18 protein-coding genes are annotated in these 19561 nt (G+C 59.7%); 4 read left to right on the plus strand and 14 right to left on the minus strand.

What is annotated here, in order from left to right; genetic code table 11:
• Position 1: 1 nt before the first annotated feature.
• On the plus strand, positions 2-751 hold the full coding sequence (locus CR155_RS15175) for an ABC transporter ATP-binding protein (protein ID WP_102070876.1): 750 nt from the start codon (positions 2-4) through the stop codon (positions 749-751).
• Positions 748-1458, plus strand: coding sequence for an ABC transporter ATP-binding protein (locus tag CR155_RS15180; RefSeq protein WP_102070877.1), 711 nt, complete (start codon positions 748-750; stop codon positions 1456-1458). The genes CR155_RS15175 and CR155_RS15180 overlap by 4 nt, the downstream gene beginning before the upstream one ends.
• A 23-nt stretch (positions 1459-1481) precedes the next feature.
• Here CR155_RS15180 and CR155_RS15185 read toward each other — a convergent pair whose 3' ends face one another.
• The 9 genes from CR155_RS15185 to tkt all read right to left on the minus strand — a co-directional run bounded on the left by CR155_RS15185 (position 1482) and on the right by tkt (position 11441).
• Positions 1482-2516, minus strand: a complete 1035-nt coding sequence (locus CR155_RS15185) for an L-threonylcarbamoyladenylate synthase (RefSeq protein WP_102070878.1) — start codon at positions 2514-2516, stop codon at positions 1482-1484.
• On the minus strand, positions 2513-3694 hold the full coding sequence (locus CR155_RS15190) for a 5-(carboxyamino)imidazole ribonucleotide synthase (RefSeq protein WP_102070879.1): 1182 nt from the start codon (positions 3692-3694) through the stop codon (positions 2513-2515). Before CR155_RS15190 ends, CR155_RS15185 begins: the two co-directional genes overlap by 4 nt.
• 58 nt (positions 3695-3752) lie before the next feature.
• The gene (gene purE, locus CR155_RS15195; RefSeq protein WP_102070880.1) at positions 3753-4280 is read right to left on the minus strand and encodes a 5-(carboxyamino)imidazole ribonucleotide mutase; all 528 of its coding nucleotides are present in this window, start codon (positions 4278-4280) and stop codon (positions 3753-3755) included.
• A gap of 77 nt (positions 4281-4357) precedes the next feature.
• Positions 4358-5239 carry a phosphoribosylaminoimidazolesuccinocarboxamide synthase gene (locus CR155_RS15200; RefSeq protein ID WP_102070928.1) on the minus strand — a complete coding sequence of 294 codons (882 nt, stop codon included), beginning with the start codon at positions 5237-5239 and terminating at the stop codon, positions 4358-4360.
• 74 nt (positions 5240-5313) lie between these two features.
• Entirely contained in the window at positions 5314-6378 is a 1065-nt protein-coding gene (gene fba, locus CR155_RS15205; protein ID WP_102070881.1) for a class II fructose-bisphosphate aldolase, read from the minus strand.
• A gap of 77 nt (positions 6379-6455) precedes the next feature.
• Complete coding sequence (gene mog, locus CR155_RS15210) at positions 6456-7076, minus strand: molybdopterin adenylyltransferase (protein WP_102070882.1); 621 nt, start codon at positions 7074-7076, stop codon at positions 6456-6458.
• Positions 7077-7103: 27 nt separating this feature from the next.
• On the minus strand, positions 7104-8294 hold the full coding sequence (locus tag CR155_RS15215) for a phosphoglycerate kinase (RefSeq protein ID WP_102070883.1): 1191 nt from the start codon (positions 8292-8294) through the stop codon (positions 7104-7106).
• A 72-nt stretch (positions 8295-8366) separates the two neighbouring features.
• Positions 8367-9380 carry a type I glyceraldehyde-3-phosphate dehydrogenase gene (gene gap / locus CR155_RS15220; RefSeq protein WP_102070884.1) on the minus strand — a complete coding sequence of 338 codons (1014 nt, stop codon included), beginning with the start codon at positions 9378-9380 and terminating at the stop codon, positions 8367-8369.
• Between the two features lie 15 nt (positions 9381-9395).
• A complete protein-coding gene (gene tkt / locus CR155_RS15225) occupies positions 9396-11441 on the minus strand; it encodes a transketolase (RefSeq protein WP_102070885.1) in 2046 nt (681 codons plus the stop codon).
• Positions 11442-11621: 180 nt separating this feature from the next.
• Between tkt and CR155_RS15230 the strand changes: the two genes are divergently transcribed.
• On the plus strand, positions 11622-12356 hold the full coding sequence (locus tag CR155_RS15230) for a 16S rRNA (uracil(1498)-N(3))-methyltransferase (RefSeq protein WP_102070886.1): 735 nt from the start codon (positions 11622-11624) through the stop codon (positions 12354-12356).
• An 8-nt stretch (positions 12357-12364) separates the two neighbouring features.
• Here the strand turns inward: CR155_RS15230 and CR155_RS15235 are convergent, their stop codons facing one another.
• The 4 genes from CR155_RS15235 to CR155_RS15250 all read right to left on the minus strand — a co-directional run bounded on the left by CR155_RS15235 (position 12365) and on the right by CR155_RS15250 (position 17356).
• Entirely contained in the window at positions 12365-12835 is a 471-nt protein-coding gene (locus CR155_RS15235) for a barstar family protein (protein ID WP_102070887.1), read from the minus strand.
• Positions 12832-14061, minus strand: coding sequence for a patatin-like phospholipase family protein (locus CR155_RS15240; protein ID WP_102070888.1), 1230 nt, complete (start codon positions 14059-14061; stop codon positions 12832-12834). The genes CR155_RS15235 and CR155_RS15240 overlap by 4 nt, the downstream gene beginning before the upstream one ends.
• A complete protein-coding gene (locus CR155_RS15245; RefSeq protein WP_102070889.1) occupies positions 14036-16330 on the minus strand; it encodes an NADP-dependent malic enzyme in 2295 nt (764 codons plus the stop codon). The genes CR155_RS15240 and CR155_RS15245 overlap by 26 nt, the downstream gene beginning before the upstream one ends.
• Positions 16331-16429: 99 nt before the next feature.
• Positions 16430-17356 carry a hypothetical protein gene (locus tag CR155_RS15250; protein WP_102070890.1) on the minus strand — a complete coding sequence of 309 codons (927 nt, stop codon included), beginning with the start codon at positions 17354-17356 and terminating at the stop codon, positions 16430-16432.
• An 83-nt stretch (positions 17357-17439) separates the two neighbouring features.
• Here CR155_RS15250 and CR155_RS15255 point away from each other — a divergent pair, with 83 nt between their 5' ends.
• Positions 17440-18600 carry a pyridoxal phosphate-dependent aminotransferase gene (locus tag CR155_RS15255; RefSeq protein WP_102070929.1) on the plus strand — a complete coding sequence of 387 codons (1161 nt, stop codon included), beginning with the start codon at positions 17440-17442 and terminating at the stop codon, positions 18598-18600.
• Positions 18601-18604: 4 nt separating this feature from the next.
• Here the strand turns inward: CR155_RS15255 and CR155_RS15260 are convergent, their stop codons facing one another.
• Positions 18605-19522, minus strand: coding sequence for a transglycosylase SLT domain-containing protein (locus CR155_RS15260; protein ID WP_102070891.1), 918 nt, complete (start codon positions 19520-19522; stop codon positions 18605-18607).
• Positions 19523-19561 lie beyond the last annotated feature (39 nt).

Raw genomic sequence — 19561 nt, forward strand, 5'->3', positions numbered from 1 at the left:
CATGCCAGAAATTTTATTGTCCGCGAAAAACATCACCCGCCGCTTCCAGGGCCTGGTCGCCATCGATGACGTGTCACTAAACCTGGCGCGAGGCACCGTACACGCCGTGATCGGTACGAACGGCGCCGGCAAGTCGACCCTGGTCAGCGTGCTGGCCGGCGAACTTGCACCCAATGAGGGCGCCATATTCCTGCATCACCAAGAGGTGACTTCATGGTCGCAGCCACGCCGGGCCAGGGCCGGGCTGGGCCGCAGTTATCAGCGCACGACCATTTTCCCTTCCCTGACCGTGCACGAGAACTGTCGCATTGCCGCGCAAGCCAATCGCCAACAGTTCTGGAACTGGACGACTCCTGCCCGCAACTGCCGCTACAGCAACGACGCGGCAGACCAGGCCATACAAATGGCAGGACTGGAGTCCGACCGCGCTCATACGGCGGGCATGCTGTCGCACGGACGCAAGCGACAGCTTGAGATTGCAATGAGTCTTGCCACGCACCCCCAGGTGTTGCTGCTCGATGAGCCTCTGGCAGGCATGGGACCTGAAGAGACCGAAAGGATGCTTGCGCTACTGGCATCGCTCAAGTACGAGCACGCCATCTTGCTGGTCGAGCATGACATGGACGCGGTATTCAAGGTCGCCGACGAAATCACCGTAATGGTCAATGGCCGTGTCATCGCGCAAGGCGAACCGCAGGCGATACGACGCAATCCGGACGTGCAGACTGCCTATCTGGGGGAGGAGGAATGAAGCCCTTCATTCAGGCGCGCTCGCTGCATGCGCATTATGGCGAGAGCCATGTCCTACAGGGCGTCAGCCTGGATATCGGATCGGGTGAATCCATAGGGCTGCTGGGCAGGAACGGTATGGGAAAAAGTACGCTCATACGAACCATCATGGGCCATGTTCCTGCAAGCAGCGGCGCTGTTACCATACGCGGCAAAGACTGCACGCGCGCCGCGCCGCACCAGGTTGCGAGGCTGGGTGTTGCCTACGTGCCCGAAGGACGTGGAATCTTTCCCAACCTCAATGTGCGGGAAAACCTGCAAGTGGCGGCGCGCCCGAGCTTCGAAGGCCGTAGCGATTGGACCTACCACCGTGTACTGCAGACTTTTCCCCGTCTTGCCGAGCGCCTGGAACATGGCGGACAGCAACTGTCCGGAGGCGAGCAGCAAATGCTCGCCATAGGACGAGCGCTGATGACCAATCCCGACGTCCTCATCCTGGACGAGGCCACCGAAGGCCTTGCACCGCTCATCATTGCGGAGATCTGGCGCATCATCGCTTCCGTACGCACAACGGGCATGTCCACGCTGATCGTGGACCGCAATTATCGAAAGGTGCTGGCACACACCGACCGATGCGTTGTCATGGAGAAAGGTTGCCTGGTCGAAAATCAGCCCAGTGTGGAACTGGCTGGCCAACCCGACCTGCTCATGCGCTATCTCGGCGTATAGGAAATAAGCAAAGCCGTGTATCGTCAGGAAAAAGCCGCCGCCGCGCGTCCGATACGATCGTTGACGGCCTGCCATTGCGCATTGCGTGGCGGCTGCTCGAACAGGATGCGCGCATACCCCTGGTCATCCAGGCGTCGTAGCAAGGCGTATAGTTCCCGCGCATAAGCATCCGGCTTATTGGCGCATACCAGCCAATCCACGTTTCCGCCGTTTGCCGCCGCGACCGGGACGTTGAAGACGACGGCCGCCACGCGGTGTATCGGATCTGCGGTGGCATCGACGGCCCGCAGCAAGTCGTCCATGGCCAGAACCGACAAGGGCGTGCGCGGCGCGTAATGCGCCTTCAAAGAACCCGATACCTGCGGCGCCCCGACATCTGGGCGCGCCGGCGCAATGCCGAGAACGTCGGCAATCTGGGCTGCCGTCACATGGCCGGGCCGCAACAACACCGGACCTATGCCCTGGTCTATTCGCGATAGATCGACAATCGTGGATTCGATGCCAACCTGCGAGGGCCCTCCTTCCAGTATCATCAACGCCGCGGTGGACAACTCTGGAAACTCGGCCCGCACATGCGCGGCATGTGTGGGTGAAACCTGCCCGAACTTGTTGGCCGAGGGTGCGGCCACGCCCCCCTGACCGTTGGGCTTGAGGCTGGCGAACTGCCGCAACAAGGCCTGGGCCACGGGATGCGAGGGACAGCGCAACCCCACGCTCCCATGGCCGCCGCTGACCTCGGCGGGAATGTGTTGCGCTCGTGGCAGGATAAGCGTAAGCGGACCTGGCCAGAAAGCCTGCATCAAGGCGCGCGCCTCGGGCGGGATGGACGCGGCCCAATACGTGATATCGGCCTCGGGCGCCACGTGCACAATGACCGGATGATTGGAGGGACGTCCTTTGGCCGCATAAATCCGCGCGATCGCCAATGGATTCTCGGCATCCGCGCCAAGGCCATAGACAGTTTCGGTGGGAAAGGCGACCAGGCGTCCTTCCATCAATCGCTGGGCCGCTTCTGCCAGCAAGGCGCTCATATCGGGCGACGAAACGTTCGCGGTCATGGCTGGAAAGGGATGTCCAGCGCCAGCGCAACCCGCGACGCAGCGCTTTCCGCTTCCGCGAGCGTGGCGCCCAGTACATTGACATGACCCATTTTCCGGCCGCGTCTCGCTTCGGATTTACCGTAAAGATGCAGCTTGGCGCCGGGCACGGCCAGCACGGCGGTCCAGTCCGGTTCGCGCTTCAGGCCGGAGGCCCGATCAAACCAGACATCCCCGAGTATGTTGAGCATGACGACGGAACACAGGCTCGCGGTGTCGCCCAGCGGCATGCCGGCGGTGACACGCACCTGCTGCTCAAACTGGCTGCAGACGCTTGCGTTCATTGTGTAATGACCACTGTTATGGGGCCTTGGCGCAATTTCGTTGGCGATGAGGCGACCATCCTGCAACACGAAAAATTCCACACACATGACCCCGACATACCGCAGCCCCTCTGCGATTGCCAGCGCCGCATTGGCGGCCTGGATTGCGATGGCTTGATCCGCCAGTTGGGCGTCGACGATGGAAACCGCCAATATGCCATCGCGATGCTCGTTACGGGCCGAAGGGTAGAAAACCGCCTGGCCGTCGGCAGCACGTGCCATCACGACGGAGAGTTCGCTGGCCAATGGCAGCAGCGCTTCGAGTACACAGGCGACGCCGCCGAATGCCTGCAGCGCCTGACGCGCTTCTTCGCGCGTGTTGACCCGGGCCTGGCCCTTGCCATCGTAGCCCAGCCGGGCTGCTTTCAGTATGCCCGGGAACAAGTCTTCCGGCACGGCATCGATATCTTGCTGTGCATGAATGGCGGCATAAGGAGCGACCGGCACCCCGGTGCTTTCAATGAAGGCCTTTTCCCGGATACGATCCTGGACAATGGCGACAGAATGCGCACCGGGGCGCACCAGGGAGACCGATGCGAGGGTTTCGAGACTTTGCGCGGGTACATTCTCGAATTCGGTCGTGATCGCCTTGCAGCGTTCAGCCAATTGCCTGAGCCCGACCGGATCGTCATACGCGGCGCGAATGTGAAGGTCGGCGACGGCCCCAGCGGGGCTTTGCGCATCCGGATCCAGCACAGCGACTTTGTAGCCCAGGCTTTGCGCGGCATGGCAGTACATGCGCCCCAATTGCCCTCCTCCGATCATGCCCAGCCAGTCGCCCGGTGGAATCGGGAGGGGAATAGAGGCTTCATTCATGGAAACAACCTGTCAGCGGTAAAAAGTAGTGTCAACGTACGTCGGGAAAAAACAAGCGCTACATCACTACATGAGGGGGAACCACCATGTCGCGTGCCGCCTCGGTTTGGCGATTGCGATAGGCAATGAGCTTCTGCAGCAATTCGGAATTGGTCGTCGCCATGCACGCAACGACATGCAGGGCGGCATTGGCGGCGCCAGCTTCGCCTATGGCAAACGTGGCGACCGGCACGCCTTTGGGCATCTGGACAATGGACAACAACGAGTCTTCGCCACGCAAGTATTTGGAAGGTATCGGCACGCCGAATACGGGAACGGGTGTCAGGGCAGCCATCATGCCCGGCAAATGAGCCGCGCCCCCTGCACCGGCAATAATGGCGCGCAGCCCGCGATCGACGGCCTGCGTCCCATATTCCGCCATGTCATGGGGCATACGGTGTGCTGAAACGACTTTCATTTCGTGGGGAATGCCGAATTCTTCAAGCACCGCAACAGCATTCTTCATGACATCCCAGTCGCTGGCGGAACCCATGATGATGCCGACAAGAGGGGTGCCGGCAGTACTGGTTTCAGTAAATAGAGTCATAGCGGCTCACCTATAAGAAAGGTCGCAAATTGGGCGGAGCAAGAAGATATTCTACCGTGCCCGTCATGACACGCCCTTCAAGCCGTGAGACGCGTGAGGGCTTCGCGGTATTTGTCAGCCGTCTTCTCAAGGACCTCGGCGGGCAGACGTGGTGCCGGAGGCGTCTTGTCCCAAACCTGCGTTTCCAGCCAATCGCGCACGAACTGCTTATCGAACGACGGCGGACTGATTCCCTCGGCGTAACCCGAAGCGGGCCAGAAACGCGAAGAGTCGGGTGTCAGCACCTCGTCCATCAGGTGCAGGCGACCGTCGTCATCGAGGCCGAATTCGAACTTGGTGTCCGCAATGATAATTCCCTTGCTCAGGGCAAAAGCGGCAGCCTCGGAATACAAGCGCAGCGTGACCGCACGGATTTCCTCGGCCAGGTCTTTGCCCAGCAGATTCACCACGTAATCGAAATCCACGTTTTCGTCATGAGAACCAAACTCGGCCTTGGCCGCCGGTGTAAAAATGGGCTCGGGCAGCTTGGCTGCCTGCCGCAGGCCGGCGGGCAGGCTTATGCCGCATACTTTGCCGGTGGCCCGATAGTCGTTCCATCCCGAACCGATAAGGTAGCCGCGGGCTACCGCCTCTACCATGATGGGCTGCAAACGCTTGACCACCATGGCGCGGCCGGCGACCTGGTCTCGCTCGTCTGCCGCCACAACATCTTCAGGCGCGATACCTGTGGAATGATTGGGTAGAACGTGAGCCAGCTTCTTCAGCCAGAACTCGGTGAGTTCGGTAAGCACTTGGCCTTTGCCCGGTATCGGATCATCAAGGATGACATCGAAGGCCGATATGCGATCGGATGCCACGATGAGTAGCTTGTCGTTCCCCACCGCATACATATCGCGCACTTTACCGCGCGCCAGCAGAGGGAGCGACTTGATAGTTGATTGATGTAGAGCCTGTACCACGAAGTATCCTTGAAATAGAACGTCCTGCCGGATCAGTCCGGACAGGACGGAAATCAAAACAAAGCCAGGAGCATTTACTTGACGACTTGGGCGAGTTCTCCGGCCGCGTAGCGCTTGGCCATCTCAGTCAACGGTATAGGCTTGATCTTGCTTGCATTGCCCGCTGTGCCGAACTGTTCGTAGCGCTGCTTGCACACGTCCTTGGCGGCCTGCCGTGCGGGCTTGAGGTATTCACGCGGATCGAACTTGGATGGATTTTCACCCAGGAAACGACGGATGGCGCCCGTCATGGCCAGGCGAATATCGGTGTCGATATTGATCTTGCGGACACCGAACTTGATGGCTTCCTGGATTTCTTCGACCGGGACGCCGTAGGTTTCCTTCATGTCGCCGCCGAATTCGCGGATTTCGGCCAGGAGATCCTGCGGCACGCTGGAGCTGCCGTGCATCACCAGGTGGGTGTTCGGCAGGCGATGATGGATTTCCTTGATGCGCGAGATCGACAGGATGTCGCCTGTGGGCTTGCGGGTGAACTTGTAGGCGCCATGACTCGTTCCGATGGCGATGGCAAGCGCGTCGAGTTGCGTCTGGCGTACGAAATCGGCGGCCTGCTCCGGATCGGTAAGCAGTTGCTCCATGGTGAGCTTGCCGTCGGCGCCGTGACCGTCTTCCTTGTCACCCTGCATGGTTTCCAGCGAACCGAGGCAACCGAGCTCGCCTTCGACGGTAACCCCAACCTTGTGCGCCATTTCGACCACGCGACGCGTGACATCGAGATTGTGCTCATACTCGGCGATGGTCTTGCCGTCTTCCTTGAGCGAGCCGTCCATCATCACGCTGGAGAATCCCAGGTCGATGGCGCCCTGACAAACAGCGGGCGACTGACCGTGATCCTGATGCATGACGACCGGGATATTGGGGTAGCTTTCGACCGCCGCCTGGATGAGATACTTGAGAAAGCCTTCGCCGGCGTACTTGCGCGCACCTGCCGACGCTTGCATGATGACCGGGCTGTTGGTCTCGGACGCCGCTTCCATGATGGCCTGAACTTGCTCCAGGTTGTTGACATTGAAAGCTGGGATACCGTAGCCGTTTTCGGCAGCATGATCGAGCAACTGACGCATGGAAACTAGAGCCATGGCAAGACCTCCTGATAGCAGATTGAATAGGAATAGACTCGATTTTACGAGGGAATGAGATTAATTGCTGATGAGCATTACCGTATTGCCGACTTAGGACGAAAGGCGGCAACGCGATCCCGGTGCGTTTCGACATAAGGTCCACCGATAAGGTCGATACAGTAGGGAACTGCCGCGAAAACGCCGGAAACCACCACTTTGCCTTCCGCGTCCTTCAAGCCTTCCAGCGTTTCCCGGATGGCCTTGGGCTGCCCGGGAAGGTTTATGATCAGCGCGGCATGGTCGGACGTCTCGCGAATGACGGCAACCTGGCGGGAAAGTATCGCCGTCGGCACAAATTTCAGGCTGACCTGACGCATCTGTTCGCCAAAGCCGGGCATTTCGCGCGTTGCCACGGCGAGCGTCGCTTCCGGTGTTACGTCTCGACGGGCCGGACCCGTGCCGCCCGTGGTCAGCACCAGATCGCAGCCCAGCACATCTACCAGTTCGATGAGCGTGGCCGATATTTGCTGGCGGTCGTCGGGAATTAGGCGTGCGACAAACTGCGGGGGCCGCGTCAAGGTATGCTCAAGCCAACCCTGAAGCGCAGGGATACCCTGGTCTTCGTAGGTGCCGCTGGAAGCCCGGTCGGAAATCGAGACCAGTCCTACCAACAACTCGTCGGGGTGGGTGCGGACCAGCCGCGAGGATGCCGTCATGAACATCTCCTGGTGGCTACTGCGGAATCAGTTCTGGGCACGTTCTTCCAGGATGGCAACCGCCGGCAGCGTCTTGCCTTCCAGGAATTCCAGGAAAGCCCCACCACCCGTCGAGATATAGCCGATTTCTTCGCCTATGTGATATTTGGCAATCGCAGCCAGCGTATCGCCACCTCCGGCAATGGAAAACCCTTCCGTATCGGCAATGGCCTGCGCAATTACCTTGGTGCCATTCGCAAATGCGTCGAACTCAAACACGCCTACAGGGCCGTTCCAGACGATGGTGCCGGCTTGGGCCAGGATGCCTGCCAATTGCTCCGCCGTCTGCGGACCGATATCCAGGATCAGGTCATCGTCGGCGACGTCGTGCGCCGCCTTGACCGTTGCCTGTGCGTCGGCCCCAAACGTCTTGGCGCACACCACATCCACAGGGATAGGCACGGCAGCACCCCGCTCTTTCATTGTCTCGATCACCGCACGGGCCTGGTCCACCTGGTCCGGCTCGGCCAGCGACTTGCCGATGGCGTAGCCCGCCGCAAGCATGAAGGTATTGGCAATACCGCCGCCCACGACCAGTTGATCGACCTTGTTGGCCAAAGCCAGCAATATGGAGAGCTTGGTCGACACTTTTGAACCGCCCACGATGGCCACGAGCGGCCGCTTGGGGTCTTTCAATGCACGGCCCAGGGCCAGCAGCTCGGCTTCCAGCAAAGGGCCAGCACAAGCGATGGGGGCATACTTTGCAATCCCGTGCGTCGTGGCCTCGGCACGATGGGCGGTGCCGAAAGCATCGTTTACATACACATCGCACAGGGCCGCCATCTTGCGGGAGAGTTGTTCGTCATTTTTCTTTTCGCCCACATTGCAGCGGCAGTTCTCCAGCATGACGACCTGCCCCGGGCTGACCGTAACGCCATCGACCCAGTCAGAGACAAGCGTGACCGGCGCGCCCAGCATTGCGGAAAGCCGAATTGCCACCGGCGCCAGCGTATCGGCATCGGTGACCGTGCCTTCGGTAGGCCGCCCCAGGTGAGACGTGACCATGACCGCAGCACCCGAATCGAGCGCCAGCCGTATGGCGGGCACTGAGGCCCGGATACGGGTGTCTTCAGTAATTTCGCCATCGGCGATCGGGACGTTCAAGTCAGAGCGTATAAACACGCGCTTGCCGGCAAGCGCGTTGGCTTTCGCCAAAGCAGTCAGTGTGGTAATGGTCATGTTGTTATCTCCGGCCAATAGGCGGACGTGTCAAGGGCGGGTCGCCCCGCCCTTGTTCTGACAAAGAATGAATTACTTGGCCGACATCAGCGCGACCGTGGTATCGAGCATGCGATTGGAGAAACCCCATTCGTTGTCGTACCAGGAAGACACCTTGACCAGGGAACCGGACACCTTGGTCAGGCCCGCGTCCACCGTGCTGGAGGCCGGATTATGGTTGTAGTCGACCGAGACGAGCGGTTCGTCGTTGTATTCGAGAATACCCTTCAGCGGACCTTCATCGGCAGCCGCCTTCAGGATGGCGTTGACTTCGTCGACCGTCGTCGGGCGCGCCGAAACAAAAGACAGGTCGACGATCGATACGTTGATGGTTGGTACGCGTATGGCGTAGCCGTCGAGCTTGCCATTGAGTTCTGGCAGAACCAGGCCAACGGCGGATGCCGCGCCGGTCTTGGTCGGGATCATGCTTTGCGTGGCCGAACGTGCGCGGCGCAGGTCTTCGTGATAAACGTCAGTAAGAACCTGGTCGTTCGTGTACGAGTGGATGGTCGTCATCAGGCCATTGACCAGCCCAAGCTTGTCGTGCAGCGGCTTGACTAGCGGTGCCAGGCAGTTGGTCGTGCATGAAGCGTTTGAGATAACGGTATCACTGGCTTTCAGGACATTGTGATTAACGCCATACACGATGGTGGCATCGACGTCTTTGCCGCCCGGCGCGGAAATAATCACTTTTTTGGCGCCGCCCCTGATGTGGGCGCTGGCCTTTTCCTTGCTGGTGAAGAAACCGGTGCATTCGAGCACGACGTCGACCTTGAGATCGCCCCACGGCAAAGCTGATGGATCGCGATTGGCCAGTACGCGGATCTTGTCGCCATTGACCACCATGTAATCGCCGTCGACCGCCACCGTACCGGGAAATTTCCCGTGAGCAGTATCGAAGCGCGTAAGGTGCACGTTGGTCTTCGGGTCGCCCAGATCGTTGATCGCCACGATTTCTATATCGTGTTTCTTGCCATCTTCGTAGTGCGCACGCAAGATATTGCGTCCGATGCGGCCATAACCGTTAATTGCAACACGAATCGTCATTGTTACTCTCCTGTTTTATAAAACTTGCTCGACGGCCTCGGCCACCCGGTCGACGGTCAGTCCGAAGTGCTTGAACAGCACGCCTGCGGGAGCCGATTCGCCGTAAGTGTCGATGCCGACAACCCCGCCGCTCAGGCCCACATATTTGTACCAGCCAGATGTGACGCCGGCTTCGACCGCCACGCGCGGCCAGCCGGAGGGCAGCACCGAATCGCGCCATTCTGCGTCCTGTGTGTCGAAGACATTGGAACACGGCATGGACACCACCCGCACGGCAATGCCCTTGGCGGCAAGCTTCTGTTGTGCGCCCAATGCGAGCTCGACTTCGGAGCCCGTGGCGATGATGATGGCCTGGGGGTTTTCGGCATCACGCAATACGTAGCCGCCGCGGCTGATACCTGCGATGGCCGCAGCGTCGCGAGGCACGAAAGGAAGGTTTTGGCGCGACAACAACAAGGCACTGGGGCCGCCGTCACGGACTGTCATGCCTACGCTGGCCGGGCGCTGGATGGCGCAAGCCCAGGCAACAGCGGTTTCCGTCGTGTCGCAGGGCCGCCATACGTGCAGATTGGGGATCAGGCGCAGACTGGCGGCATGTTCGACAGATTGGTGGGTAGGGCCGTCTTCGCCCAGACCGATGGAGTCGTGTGTAAAGACGTGCACCACGCGCTGCTTCATCAGTGCGGCCATGCGCAAGGCATTGCGGGAATAATCCGAAAACGTGAGGAACGTGCCTCCGAATGGCAGGTACCCACCATGCAGGGCAATGCCGTTCATGATTGCCGCCATGCCGAATTCGCGCACGCCGTAGTTGATATGACGTCCGAAACGCAAGTGCCCCTGCCCGGCACGCACCGGCGAGACGCCCTTCCAGTCGGTGAAGTTGGATCCGGTCAGGTCGGCCGAGCCGCCCAGGAATTCGGGCAGCAGTTCGGCAAGCGCCGCAATGGCAGACTGTGACGCCTTGCGGCTGGCCACGGTTTCGGCCTTTTGGTTGGTGGCTTCGACGAATTGCTGCGCGCGTTGGGGAAAGTCGGCCGGTAATTCGCTGGCCAGGCGGCGCAGGAGTTCAGCGGCCTCGGTGGGAAATGCCTGCGCATAAGCGTCGAACCGGGTCTGCCATTCCGACTGCAACTGCCGCCCTCTTTTCTTCCCGTCCCACAGCGCGTAGATTTCGGCCGGAACATGGAATGGCGGGTGCGGCCAGTCCAACGCCGCGCGGGTGGCCTGGATTTCCTCCGCGCCCAGTGGGGCGCCATGCACTTTCTCGGTGCCGGCGGCATTGGGAGCGCCCTTGCCAATGATCGTGCGACAGCAAATCAGCGTGGGGCCGCTGCCTTGCGCGGCAAATTGCTTGGCCTGGACGATCGCCGCATCGACGGCGCTGGCACTATGCCCATCAACACCCCGTATGACGTTCCAGCCGTAGCTTTCGAAACGCCCGGGTGTATCGTCGCCAAACCAGTTCTCCACCGGCCCGTCGATGGATATGCCATTGTCGTCGTAGAACACGATGAGCTTGGACAGTTTGAGCGTTCCGGCCAAGGAAGACGCTTCGTGCGATATGCCTTCCATGAGGCAACCGTCACCGACGAACGCGTACGTGTAGTGATCGACAATCGAATGATGCTCACGATTGAATTCCTGGGCCAGCAACGCTTCGGCCAGCGCCATGCCTACGGCGTTCGTCAAGCCCTGCCCCAGAGGTCCGGTGGTGGTTTCTATGCCTGCGGTAATACCGACTTCCGGATGCCCGGGTGTGCGAGAGTGCAACTGCCGGAAGTTCCGAAGTTCGTCGATCGGCAAATCGTAGCCGGTGAGATGCAATAACGAATAGAGGAGCATGGAACCATGTCCGTTGGACAATACGAACCGGTCCCGATCGACCCAAGCCGGATCAGCGGGATTGTGCCGCAAGTGGCGTGTCCACAAGGTTTCGGCAATATCGGCCATTCCCATGGGGGCTCCAGGATGACCTGAATTGGCTTGTTGTACCGCATCCATCGACAATGCACGAATAGCATTTGCCATGGAGGAAACTTGGGCTGGCGTATGGCTCATTCAAAACTCGCTAAAGACGACAAACCCGCAAAAGGCCTGGCGCCATCGATAAGGTTTACGAAGCGACCGATTTTAACACCCGGGAAATATACTGCCCGAACGCTGCTCAGGCGCACAATGGCGTTACCTTGCAATCGGACAGTATCATTCCACTCCTCACCACAGTCCGGTATTCGTCTTATGGCCATTCCCCGATTTTTCTGCCCTGTCGTACTGACTCCCAATACGACCATCAAGCTTGCGCCAGACTTGGCCCATCATGCCATAAGAGTGCTGCGCTTGAAATCCGACTCGAACATCGTGCTGTTCAACGGGCTCGGGGGCCAGTACCCGGCAAGGCTGCGTATCGAAGGAAAAAACGGCTTTGCCGTCCTGGGCGAACATGATCCGATTGAGACCGAACTCGGCGGCGACATCACGCTGGTGCAAGGCATACCGGCCGGCGACAAAATGGACTGGATCATCGAGAAGTCAGTGGAACTCGGAGCCCGGCGTCTCGTCCCGGTTACCGCCCAGCGCAGCGTGCTGCAACTCACAGGTGAACGATTGCACAAGCGCATGCAACATTGGACGCGGGTGGCACAGGCGGCCAGCGAACAATGCGGGCGCAATCGCCTGATGGAAATTACAGATCCCATGGCATTGGGCGATTTCCTTGAGCGGGGCCGCGATGATGATGGCGATATGCTGTTCTGCCATCCTGCAAGTCCGCATACGCTGGCCCAAGCCTTGGCGCCAGGACAGGACCGCCTGGCGCTGCTAGTGGGACCTGAAGGTGGCTGGTCCAGTGACGAGCAGGCCTTGGTCGAACGTCACGGCCTGATCCCTATCAGTTTCGGCACGCGCGTGCTGCGTACCGAAACCGCCGGATTGGCGCTGATCGCCGCCGTCAGCGCCCTGCGCGGGTGGAATTGACGGGCCTGTTATTCCGGTGCCCGCGAACCCGAATAAGGTTCCGGCGCAATCCCCGGCTCGGGGTCTTTGTGCTTGCCGGCATGCTCGATGAAATACGCAAAACACCGATCGTTATTTGATGCGAAACTCGCGACGTCGGCGCAGACACCTTGTATTGCCTTCGAATCGTCGGCAAGTGCGGGGTCGCCCGAGTGCAGATTGTGAAACCACAAGAAAAGGCCTGTCTTCTGGTCTAGAACCGTGTCACACAGGCAGTCGTAAAGCGCATCGAGATTACCACCGAAGAATTCCGGAAAATCCACCGCTTTAACCACCGCGCGCAAGACCGCCGAACGACTTCTTGCGCGGTCACAGTTGACCACAAACGCTGTCAGGCCCACCCCATTGGCCGCAGCAATGACTTCGTCGCTGGAGACGGCGGAAACGTCAATCAGCCCGCCTTTTTGCAATTTTTTTTGCAATGATTGCGCTGGATTCATTCTGGCGCCTCCTTGAAAAACGCTTTTACTTCTTCAACACGGCTCATGCTATCGGCTCGTCCCAATTGGATGAGCGCCTTGGTATAGCTGGCCTCGAACAACAAATACGAGATTAATGCGCCGTCAGTCGCTTTCCGGGAGTTAGACGATACACCGATAACTCGAAACAGGGCGCGGGCGGCTTTCGGCATATGGCCTAAATGAGCAAGAGCCATCTGATCCAGCGAGCGGCTCGGTGTAATCGAAAACGTACTGACCCGGCGCAGTGACTGGCTTTTTAATGCATTTGGCGGTAAGTGTGCAAGCAAGTCATTGATCCGCTCCATACGCTCGACATCCATCGAAATACTGTCTAGAAAAATATTGGACAAAGCGTGCCCGCCAATTTGCGCCAGTGTAGGGTATTTAGTGTCCACCGTTTGCGTTTCGGGGTGGACTTCGTCTTTGTAACCCGTGCCTATCACGAAAATTTTCCGGGCGCCCAGGTGTATGGCAGGGCTCATCGGCGCCAGTTGTCGCATGGAACCATCGCCACACCACGCCGTCAGACCACGCACGAGCATGGCGCGTGCTGGGAAAACGAAGGGTATGGAACTGGATGCCAGCAAATGATCCACGCCTATGGTGCTGGGCACGGCACGACGCAACGAACGCTTCCAGGGCCTTATGGTGTTGTTCGCCTGATAGAACGTTAGGTGCTCGCCGCTTGTGTAGGCGGTAGCGGTTATCGCCAATGCATCCAGGCAGTCGTTCGACAGATTGTTCTTCAGTCGCTCAAAATCCAGCGTCGCCGACAACAAATCGCCGAGGGGCCGATTATCGAGCAGCGATTGGGGCTGGCGATTTCGCAGGCTGGGCACAAGCCACCCGAGGGCCAGGACGACCAACCACAGGGCACCCGTGCGCAGCAGGCCCGGCGCATCGGCACGATAAACCATGCCGGTATGCAGGCCGCTCCATAAATTGCGCAGCCGTTCCATGCCGGTATGAGGCTCGTCGGCAAAGCAGGCCATCGCGGCAGCGTTGATGGCACCCGCCGAGGAACCGCAGATGATCGCAAACGGATTGGCGAAATCAGGCGCACGCCCGGGGTCGAGTATGTCCATGATTCCCGACAACACCCCGACCTGATAGGCCGCCCGGGCCCCGCCGCCTGTCAGGATCAACCCGACAGGCGCAGTACCGCCGGTCCGCAACGGCTCAGGTGAGTCTTGCGGTATTTGCATCGACCACAGTGAGTGCCGCCATATTCACAATACGACGCACCGTGGAACTGGACGTCAGGATGTGAACGGGTGCATTGGCGCCCAGCAGGAATGGGCCCACCGCCACATTGCCTCCGGCGGCCGTTTTGAGCAGGTTGTAGGCGATATTGCCGGAATCCACATTCGGGAATATCAGGAGATTGGCCTCGCCCTGCAGCGTGGTCAACGGCATGATGCGCTTGCGCAGGGCTTCGTCGAGCGCGCAGTCGCCATGCATTTCGCCATCAATTTCGAGACCGGGTTCGCGTTCGCGGACCATGGCTAATGCGGCCTGCATTTTCGCCCCGGATGAGGAACTGCCCGTTCCGAAGTTTGAACGGGAGAGCAGCGCAACCTTGGGCTCGATGTTCAGGCGGCGCATCTCGGCGGCAGCGGCAATGGTGATCTCGGCGATCTGTTCGGCATCGGGATTATCGTTGACGTGGGTATCCGCCATGGCCAGGGTATGTTCGGCCAGCAGCACAATATTCATTGCCGCGTAGGTTTTGGCGCCAGGAGCTTTGCCGATGACTTCATCGATGAAGCGCAGATGGTCGGCATAAGCGCCCACCGTCCCGCAGACCATCCCATCCGCATCGCCCAGATGAACCATCATGACACCGATGAGCGTCAGTCGGCGGCGCATTTCCACGCGCGCCATTTCCTTGCTGATACCGCGGCGGCACATGAGTTCCCAGTAAGTCGTCCAATAGCGATGGAAGCGCTCGTCGTAGTCTGGATTGGTGACTTCGACATCGTGGCCCAGACGCAGGCGCAGTCCGAATTTCTTGATGCGGTCGGCCAGCACGGAAGGCCGGCCCACCAGAATGGGCTTGGCCACTTTTTCATCGACGATGATCTGCACCGCCCGCAACACGCGCTCGTCTTCGCCTTCGGTGAACACAATCCGTGACTTGCCGCCGTCGCGAACCAGCTTCTTGGCGTTCGAGAACAGCGGCTTCATGAAGGAGCCGGAACGGTAGACGAATTGCTGCAATTGTTCGGCATAACCTTCGAGATCGACGATGGGTCGCGTGGCAACGCCATCTTCCATGGCCGCCGCCGCCACCGCCACCGCGATGCGCACGATCAACCGGGGATCGAAGGGCTTGGGAATGAAATACTCGGGCCCAAAGGCAACGCCATAAGTACCATAGGCGGCGGCCACCACATCGTTCTGTTCTTCTTGCGCCAGCTTGCAGATGGCAATGACGGCGGCCTTTTCCATTCCCCTGGTGATTGTCGTGGCGCCGACATCAAGCGCACCCCGGAAAATATAGGGGAAACACAGGACGTTATTGACCTGGTTGGGGTAATCGGATCGACCGGTCGCCATGACCACGTCATCGCGCACGGCATGGGCATCTTCGGGAAGGATTTCAGGATTGGGATTGGCCAGCGCCAGAATCAGCGGCTTGGCCGCCATCTTCGCGACCATTTCGGACTTCAGCACGCCGCCCGCGGACAAGCCCAGGAACACATCGGCCCCTTCGATGATGTCGGCCAGTTTGCGGGCCGGCGTGTCCTGTGCAAAGCGTTCTTTATCAGGGTCCATGAGTGTGGTGCGCCCCTTGTACACCACCCCTTCTATGTCGGAAACCCAGATATTTTCGATAGGCAAGCCAAGGTCGACCAGCAGGTCCAGACAGGCCAGCGCCGCAGCACCTGCGCCGGACACCGCAACCTTGATTTGCTTGATGTCTTTGCCCACCACTTCGAGGCCATTGATGAAGGCAGCCGATACACAGATGGCCGTCCCATGCTGGTCGTCGTGAAAGACAGGAATATTCATGCGTTCGCGCAGCTTGCGCTCGACGATGAAGCACTCCGGCGCCTTGATGTCTTCAAGGTTGATGCCGCCGAAAGTCGGCTCGAGCCCTGCGATAATATCGACAAGCTTGTGTGGATCCGTTTCGTTGATCTCGATGTCGAACACATCGATGCCGGCGAATTTCTTGAAGAGGACAGCCTTGCCCTCCATGACGGGCTTGGACGCCAGGGCGCCGATATTGCCCAGGCCCAGCACGGCGGTGCCATTCGTGATGACGCCGACGAGGTTGCCACGCGCCGTGTAGCGGAAGGCATTACTGGGGTCGGACACGATTTCTTCGCAAGCGGCTGCGACGCCGGGTGAGTATGCCAACGCGAGGTCCCGCTGATTCGATAACTGCTTGGTTGGCGTTACCGATATTTTGCCGGGACGCCCGTGCTCATGGTATTCCAGAGCCGCTTTGCGAAAATTTTCTTCCATGATGCTGTCGATAGCCTAGAGTGAAACAGACAGTCATTCTAGCCCCAAGGTTACGTTTGCGACATGGCCTACACAATAAAATAGCGTTACAGCGATCGCCTACAGATCCTGGCCGGGGTACGGGTAAAGATCGGCGGGGTCGAAAAGTGCCTTGATCCGGGTATCGAGGTCGGTGGCGCCCCGGTTGACATCCTCTTGTTCACGCGTCCTCAGTGCATAGCGCTGTGCGTATGGAGCGTCCACCTGCGGCCGTGCCAATCGCTCGTCCAGCACCACCCATTCCACCCACCCCAGGTCTCCACCATGACCCAGCAGCAGATGCGCCAGATTGACAGAATGACCAGCCGCCGGCAAAAGGGCATCAAGCCGGTAACGCCCGGGCCAGCGAGCGGCCTGGCGACACGCCTGGGCGTCGGCGTGACCGGCAAGCTGAAACAGGCTGGACACCAATTGTTGGAGCCGCAATCCCGACAAGGGTTTCTGGTTGCGTTCGCCGAACGGCCCCAGACCGACGCTGCTTCCATCCGCCAGCAGCACGCTGGCATGCTCGACGCCGGACCGGCTGGTCTGACCCGAATCCCAATCACATAAATTACGGTCTGCGATCCAGGCCGCCACCGTAATGTGGCACGGCAAGTCGGCGAACTGGCTCATGCCTGCAGCCTCGAGCTCGCCCAACAGACACCCGGGCTGCACAAACCACTTTGTGCTGCCCGGTTCCAACCTTTGACAGCCGGCCATGTCACGGCCCGGCTCGACCCACAGCACCGGCCGTTCGTCCAGTCTGGCCGCTTCCTGCAGGCCGTCCAGCGCCAGCACCACGCCATATTCCGCACACAGGGCCCTGGCATGGTGGACGTCGCTGCCGTGCTTTGGTACCAAGCGTGCGCTGCCCATGCCCTCGTGCTTGTCGAATTCGAAAACAGTGCCAGCCACCGCGTCGCGCAGCCGTCGGCAGAATGCCACCCATGGATCCTGGGAAACACGTCGGCCCGTAAGAAACGCGCGCCGGGAACGAGACTCCATCTTTTACTTCCTTCGAACAGTCAAGAAATGATCACGCCATGTTGCGGGCGCTACAATCCAGCTATTTGCCAGAGATCCGCCCCATGCCCCGCCTTGCCAAGCGTACCGAACAAGTGATGCCATTCTACGCCGTGGAATTGTTCAAACAGGCCAGCGCGCTGAACGCGCAGGGCCACGATATCATCAGCCTTGGAATAGGCGAGCCCGATTTCACCGCGCCGCCACAAGTTATCGAAACTCTGAATCGTGCATCGCAAGCCGGGCTAAGCGGCTACACATCCCCGGCGGGCATAGCACCCCTGCGCGTCGCCATCGCAGACTATTACAAACAGCATTTTGGCGCGGAAGTCGATGCGGAGCGAGTCATCGTGACCGCAGGTGCCTCGGGCGCCCTGCTGCTGGCGGCAATGGCCCTGATCAATCCGGGCGATGAGATCCTGATGCCAGATCCCTCGTACCCGGCCAATCAGAATTTCATCACAGGTGCAGGCGGCATCCCGCGATTGATCCCGTGCTCGGCGGAGCAACGGTTCCAGCTCGATGCGGCGGCTATCCGTGAACATTGGAGTCCCGCTACGCGCGGCGTCCTTATTGCGTCTCCCAGCAACCCCACCGGAACCACGATTGCAAGCGAAGACCTGAAAGCATTGATCGCCGAAGTCAGGGAACGCGGCGGCTTCATCATCATGGATGAGATTTATCTGGGCCTGTATTACGATGCCGTACCACAAAGCGCGCTTGCGCTTGACGACAATATTGTCATCATCAACAGCTTCTCCAAGTATTTTCACATGACAGGCTGGCGCCTGGGCTGGCTGATCGCTCCGCCACATATCGTACCGACCATTGAAAGGCTGGCTGCCAGCCTCGCAATATGCGCACCATCCCTGGCCCAGCACGCGGCAATCACCTGCTTCGAACCCGAAGTCATGCGCATCTATGAGAACCGGCGCTTATCTTTCAAGCAGCGGCGCGACTACCTGCTACCCGAACTGGAGCGGCTGGGCCTCCATGTGCCCGCCAAGCCCGACGGCGCATTCTATATTTATGCGGACATTCGCCAGCACAGTCATGACAGCGATGAGTTTTCGCGGCGCCTGTTGCATGAGGCCGGTGTAGCAGCCGTACCGGGACGCGATTTCGGTCCGGCCCACTCGTCCTACAGTATGCGGTTTTCGTACGCGACCGGGCTGGACCGTCTGCAAGAAGCCGTGCAGCGCATGGAACACTTCCTGGGCAGGTAGGGACCTAGTGCCCGACGGGTATGCCGGAGGCCAGTGCGATGCGGCGCCTTTCGGCCAGCACCTTGGCGCCATAACCACCATCGCTGGGACCCGTGGCGCCAACATAGCAGGCAAGCCCAGCCGTCACGGAGCCACGCCGCTTGATGCAGTCGCCCAGTATCTGGGCGCCCACCCGGATATTGGCGATGGGATTGAGTGCGGCAATGGTGCCCTCGTTGAACGCGTCGAATTTTTCCTTATGGACACTCGTCATTACCTGCATGAGACCCTGGGCACCAACGTGGCTTTCGGCGTAAGGGTTGTAGCGTGATTCGATCGCTATGACCGCCAGCAATAACTGGGGGTCCAGGCCGCTCTCGCGTCCCACCATGAATGCGGTATTGACCAAAGCGCCCGCGACACTGTGGGCGATTTTGTATTTCCTGGCAATATAGCTGCGCAAGGCCTGTGCCTGGGCCGATGTGACTCCGCTGATCGCCTGTCCAGCCACCGAGGCGCTCAGCGCCCTGCTGAAATTGGTCGGACTGCCCGATGCTGGATCGGCAGGCCTGGCCCTTGGCGGCTGGCCCGGCAACGGTACGGCGGACAGCGCAGGTTCCGGCACGACCGGTATGACAGCAGGTAATCCGGATGTTTCCTTATCGGTAAGCAAACCCTGCGCATCAAAGAAAAATGGATTGCGCGCGGAATCGAGCCTGGCAAAGAGATCGCCCTTGATGCCGTCCGGCCGCAATACAAACACCAAGGCCGCATGGATCTGGCGCGCTTGTTCGCGCATCGAGGGTACCGTTACCGTCAATGCCAGAGTCACCAACGCCGCAATGCCCAGGTAGACAGCACAGACGTGAGCGAGCTCGCCGAACTGATACAAGAGCCCACGGGCCGATCGGCTTACCAAATTGTCGGAACCCATGGCCGCCATTACGCCCCTTTCTATCGATTTACCAAAGTGGATGTTAAC

Source organism: Pollutimonas nitritireducens (assembly GCF_002849615.1).
Lineage (GTDB): Bacteria > Pseudomonadota > Gammaproteobacteria > Burkholderiales > Burkholderiaceae_B > Pollutimonas > Pollutimonas nitritireducens.

Excerpts from the sequence above, each read along its gene's own strand:
- CR155_RS15245 (WP_102070889.1), bottom strand. The coding sequence starts at position 16,330 with ATGGAAGAAAATTTTCGCAAAGCGGCTCTGGAATACCATGAGCACGGG.
- CR155_RS15250 (WP_102070890.1), bottom strand. The coding sequence starts at position 17,356 with ATGGAGTCTCGTTCCCGGCGCGCGTTTCTTACGGGCCGACGTGTTTCC.
- purE (WP_102070880.1), bottom strand. The coding sequence starts at position 4,280 with ATGACTCTATTTACTGAAACCAGTACTGCCGGCACCCCTCTTGTCGGC.
- CR155_RS15190 (WP_102070879.1), bottom strand. The coding sequence starts at position 3,694 with ATGAATGAAGCCTCTATTCCCCTCCCGATTCCACCGGGCGACTGGCTG.
- fba (WP_102070881.1), bottom strand. The coding sequence starts at position 6,378 with ATGGCTCTAGTTTCCATGCGTCAGTTGCTCGATCATGCTGCCGAAAAC.
- gap (WP_102070884.1), bottom strand. The coding sequence starts at position 9,380 with ATGACGATTCGTGTTGCAATTAACGGTTATGGCCGCATCGGACGCAAT.
- tkt (WP_102070885.1), bottom strand. The coding sequence starts at position 11,441 with ATGAGCCATACGCCAGCCCAAGTTTCCTCCATGGCAAATGCTATTCGT.
- CR155_RS15240 (WP_102070888.1), bottom strand. The coding sequence starts at position 14,061 with ATGCAAATACCGCAAGACTCACCTGAGCCGTTGCGGACCGGCGGTACT.
- mog (WP_102070882.1), bottom strand. The coding sequence starts at position 7,076 with ATGACGGCATCCTCGCGGCTGGTCCGCACCCACCCCGACGAGTTGTTG.
- CR155_RS15185 (WP_102070878.1), bottom strand. The coding sequence starts at position 2,516 with ATGACCGCGAACGTTTCGTCGCCCGATATGAGCGCCTTGCTGGCAGAA.
- CR155_RS15215 (WP_102070883.1), bottom strand. The coding sequence starts at position 8,294 with ATGACCATTACCACACTGACTGCTTTGGCGAAAGCCAACGCGCTTGCC.
- CR155_RS15260 (WP_102070891.1), bottom strand. The coding sequence starts at position 19,522 with ATGGCGGCCATGGGTTCCGACAATTTGGTAAGCCGATCGGCCCGTGGG.
- CR155_RS15230 (WP_102070886.1), top strand. The coding sequence starts at position 11,622 with ATGGCCATTCCCCGATTTTTCTGCCCTGTCGTACTGACTCCCAATACG.
- CR155_RS15180 (WP_102070877.1), top strand. The coding sequence starts at position 748 with ATGAAGCCCTTCATTCAGGCGCGCTCGCTGCATGCGCATTATGGCGAG.
- CR155_RS15235 (WP_102070887.1), bottom strand. The coding sequence starts at position 12,835 with ATGAATCCAGCGCAATCATTGCAAAAAAAATTGCAAAAAGGCGGGCTG.
- CR155_RS15255 (WP_102070929.1), top strand. The coding sequence starts at position 17,440 with ATGCCCCGCCTTGCCAAGCGTACCGAACAAGTGATGCCATTCTACGCC.
- CR155_RS15175 (WP_102070876.1), top strand. The coding sequence starts at position 2 with ATGCCAGAAATTTTATTGTCCGCGAAAAACATCACCCGCCGCTTCCAG.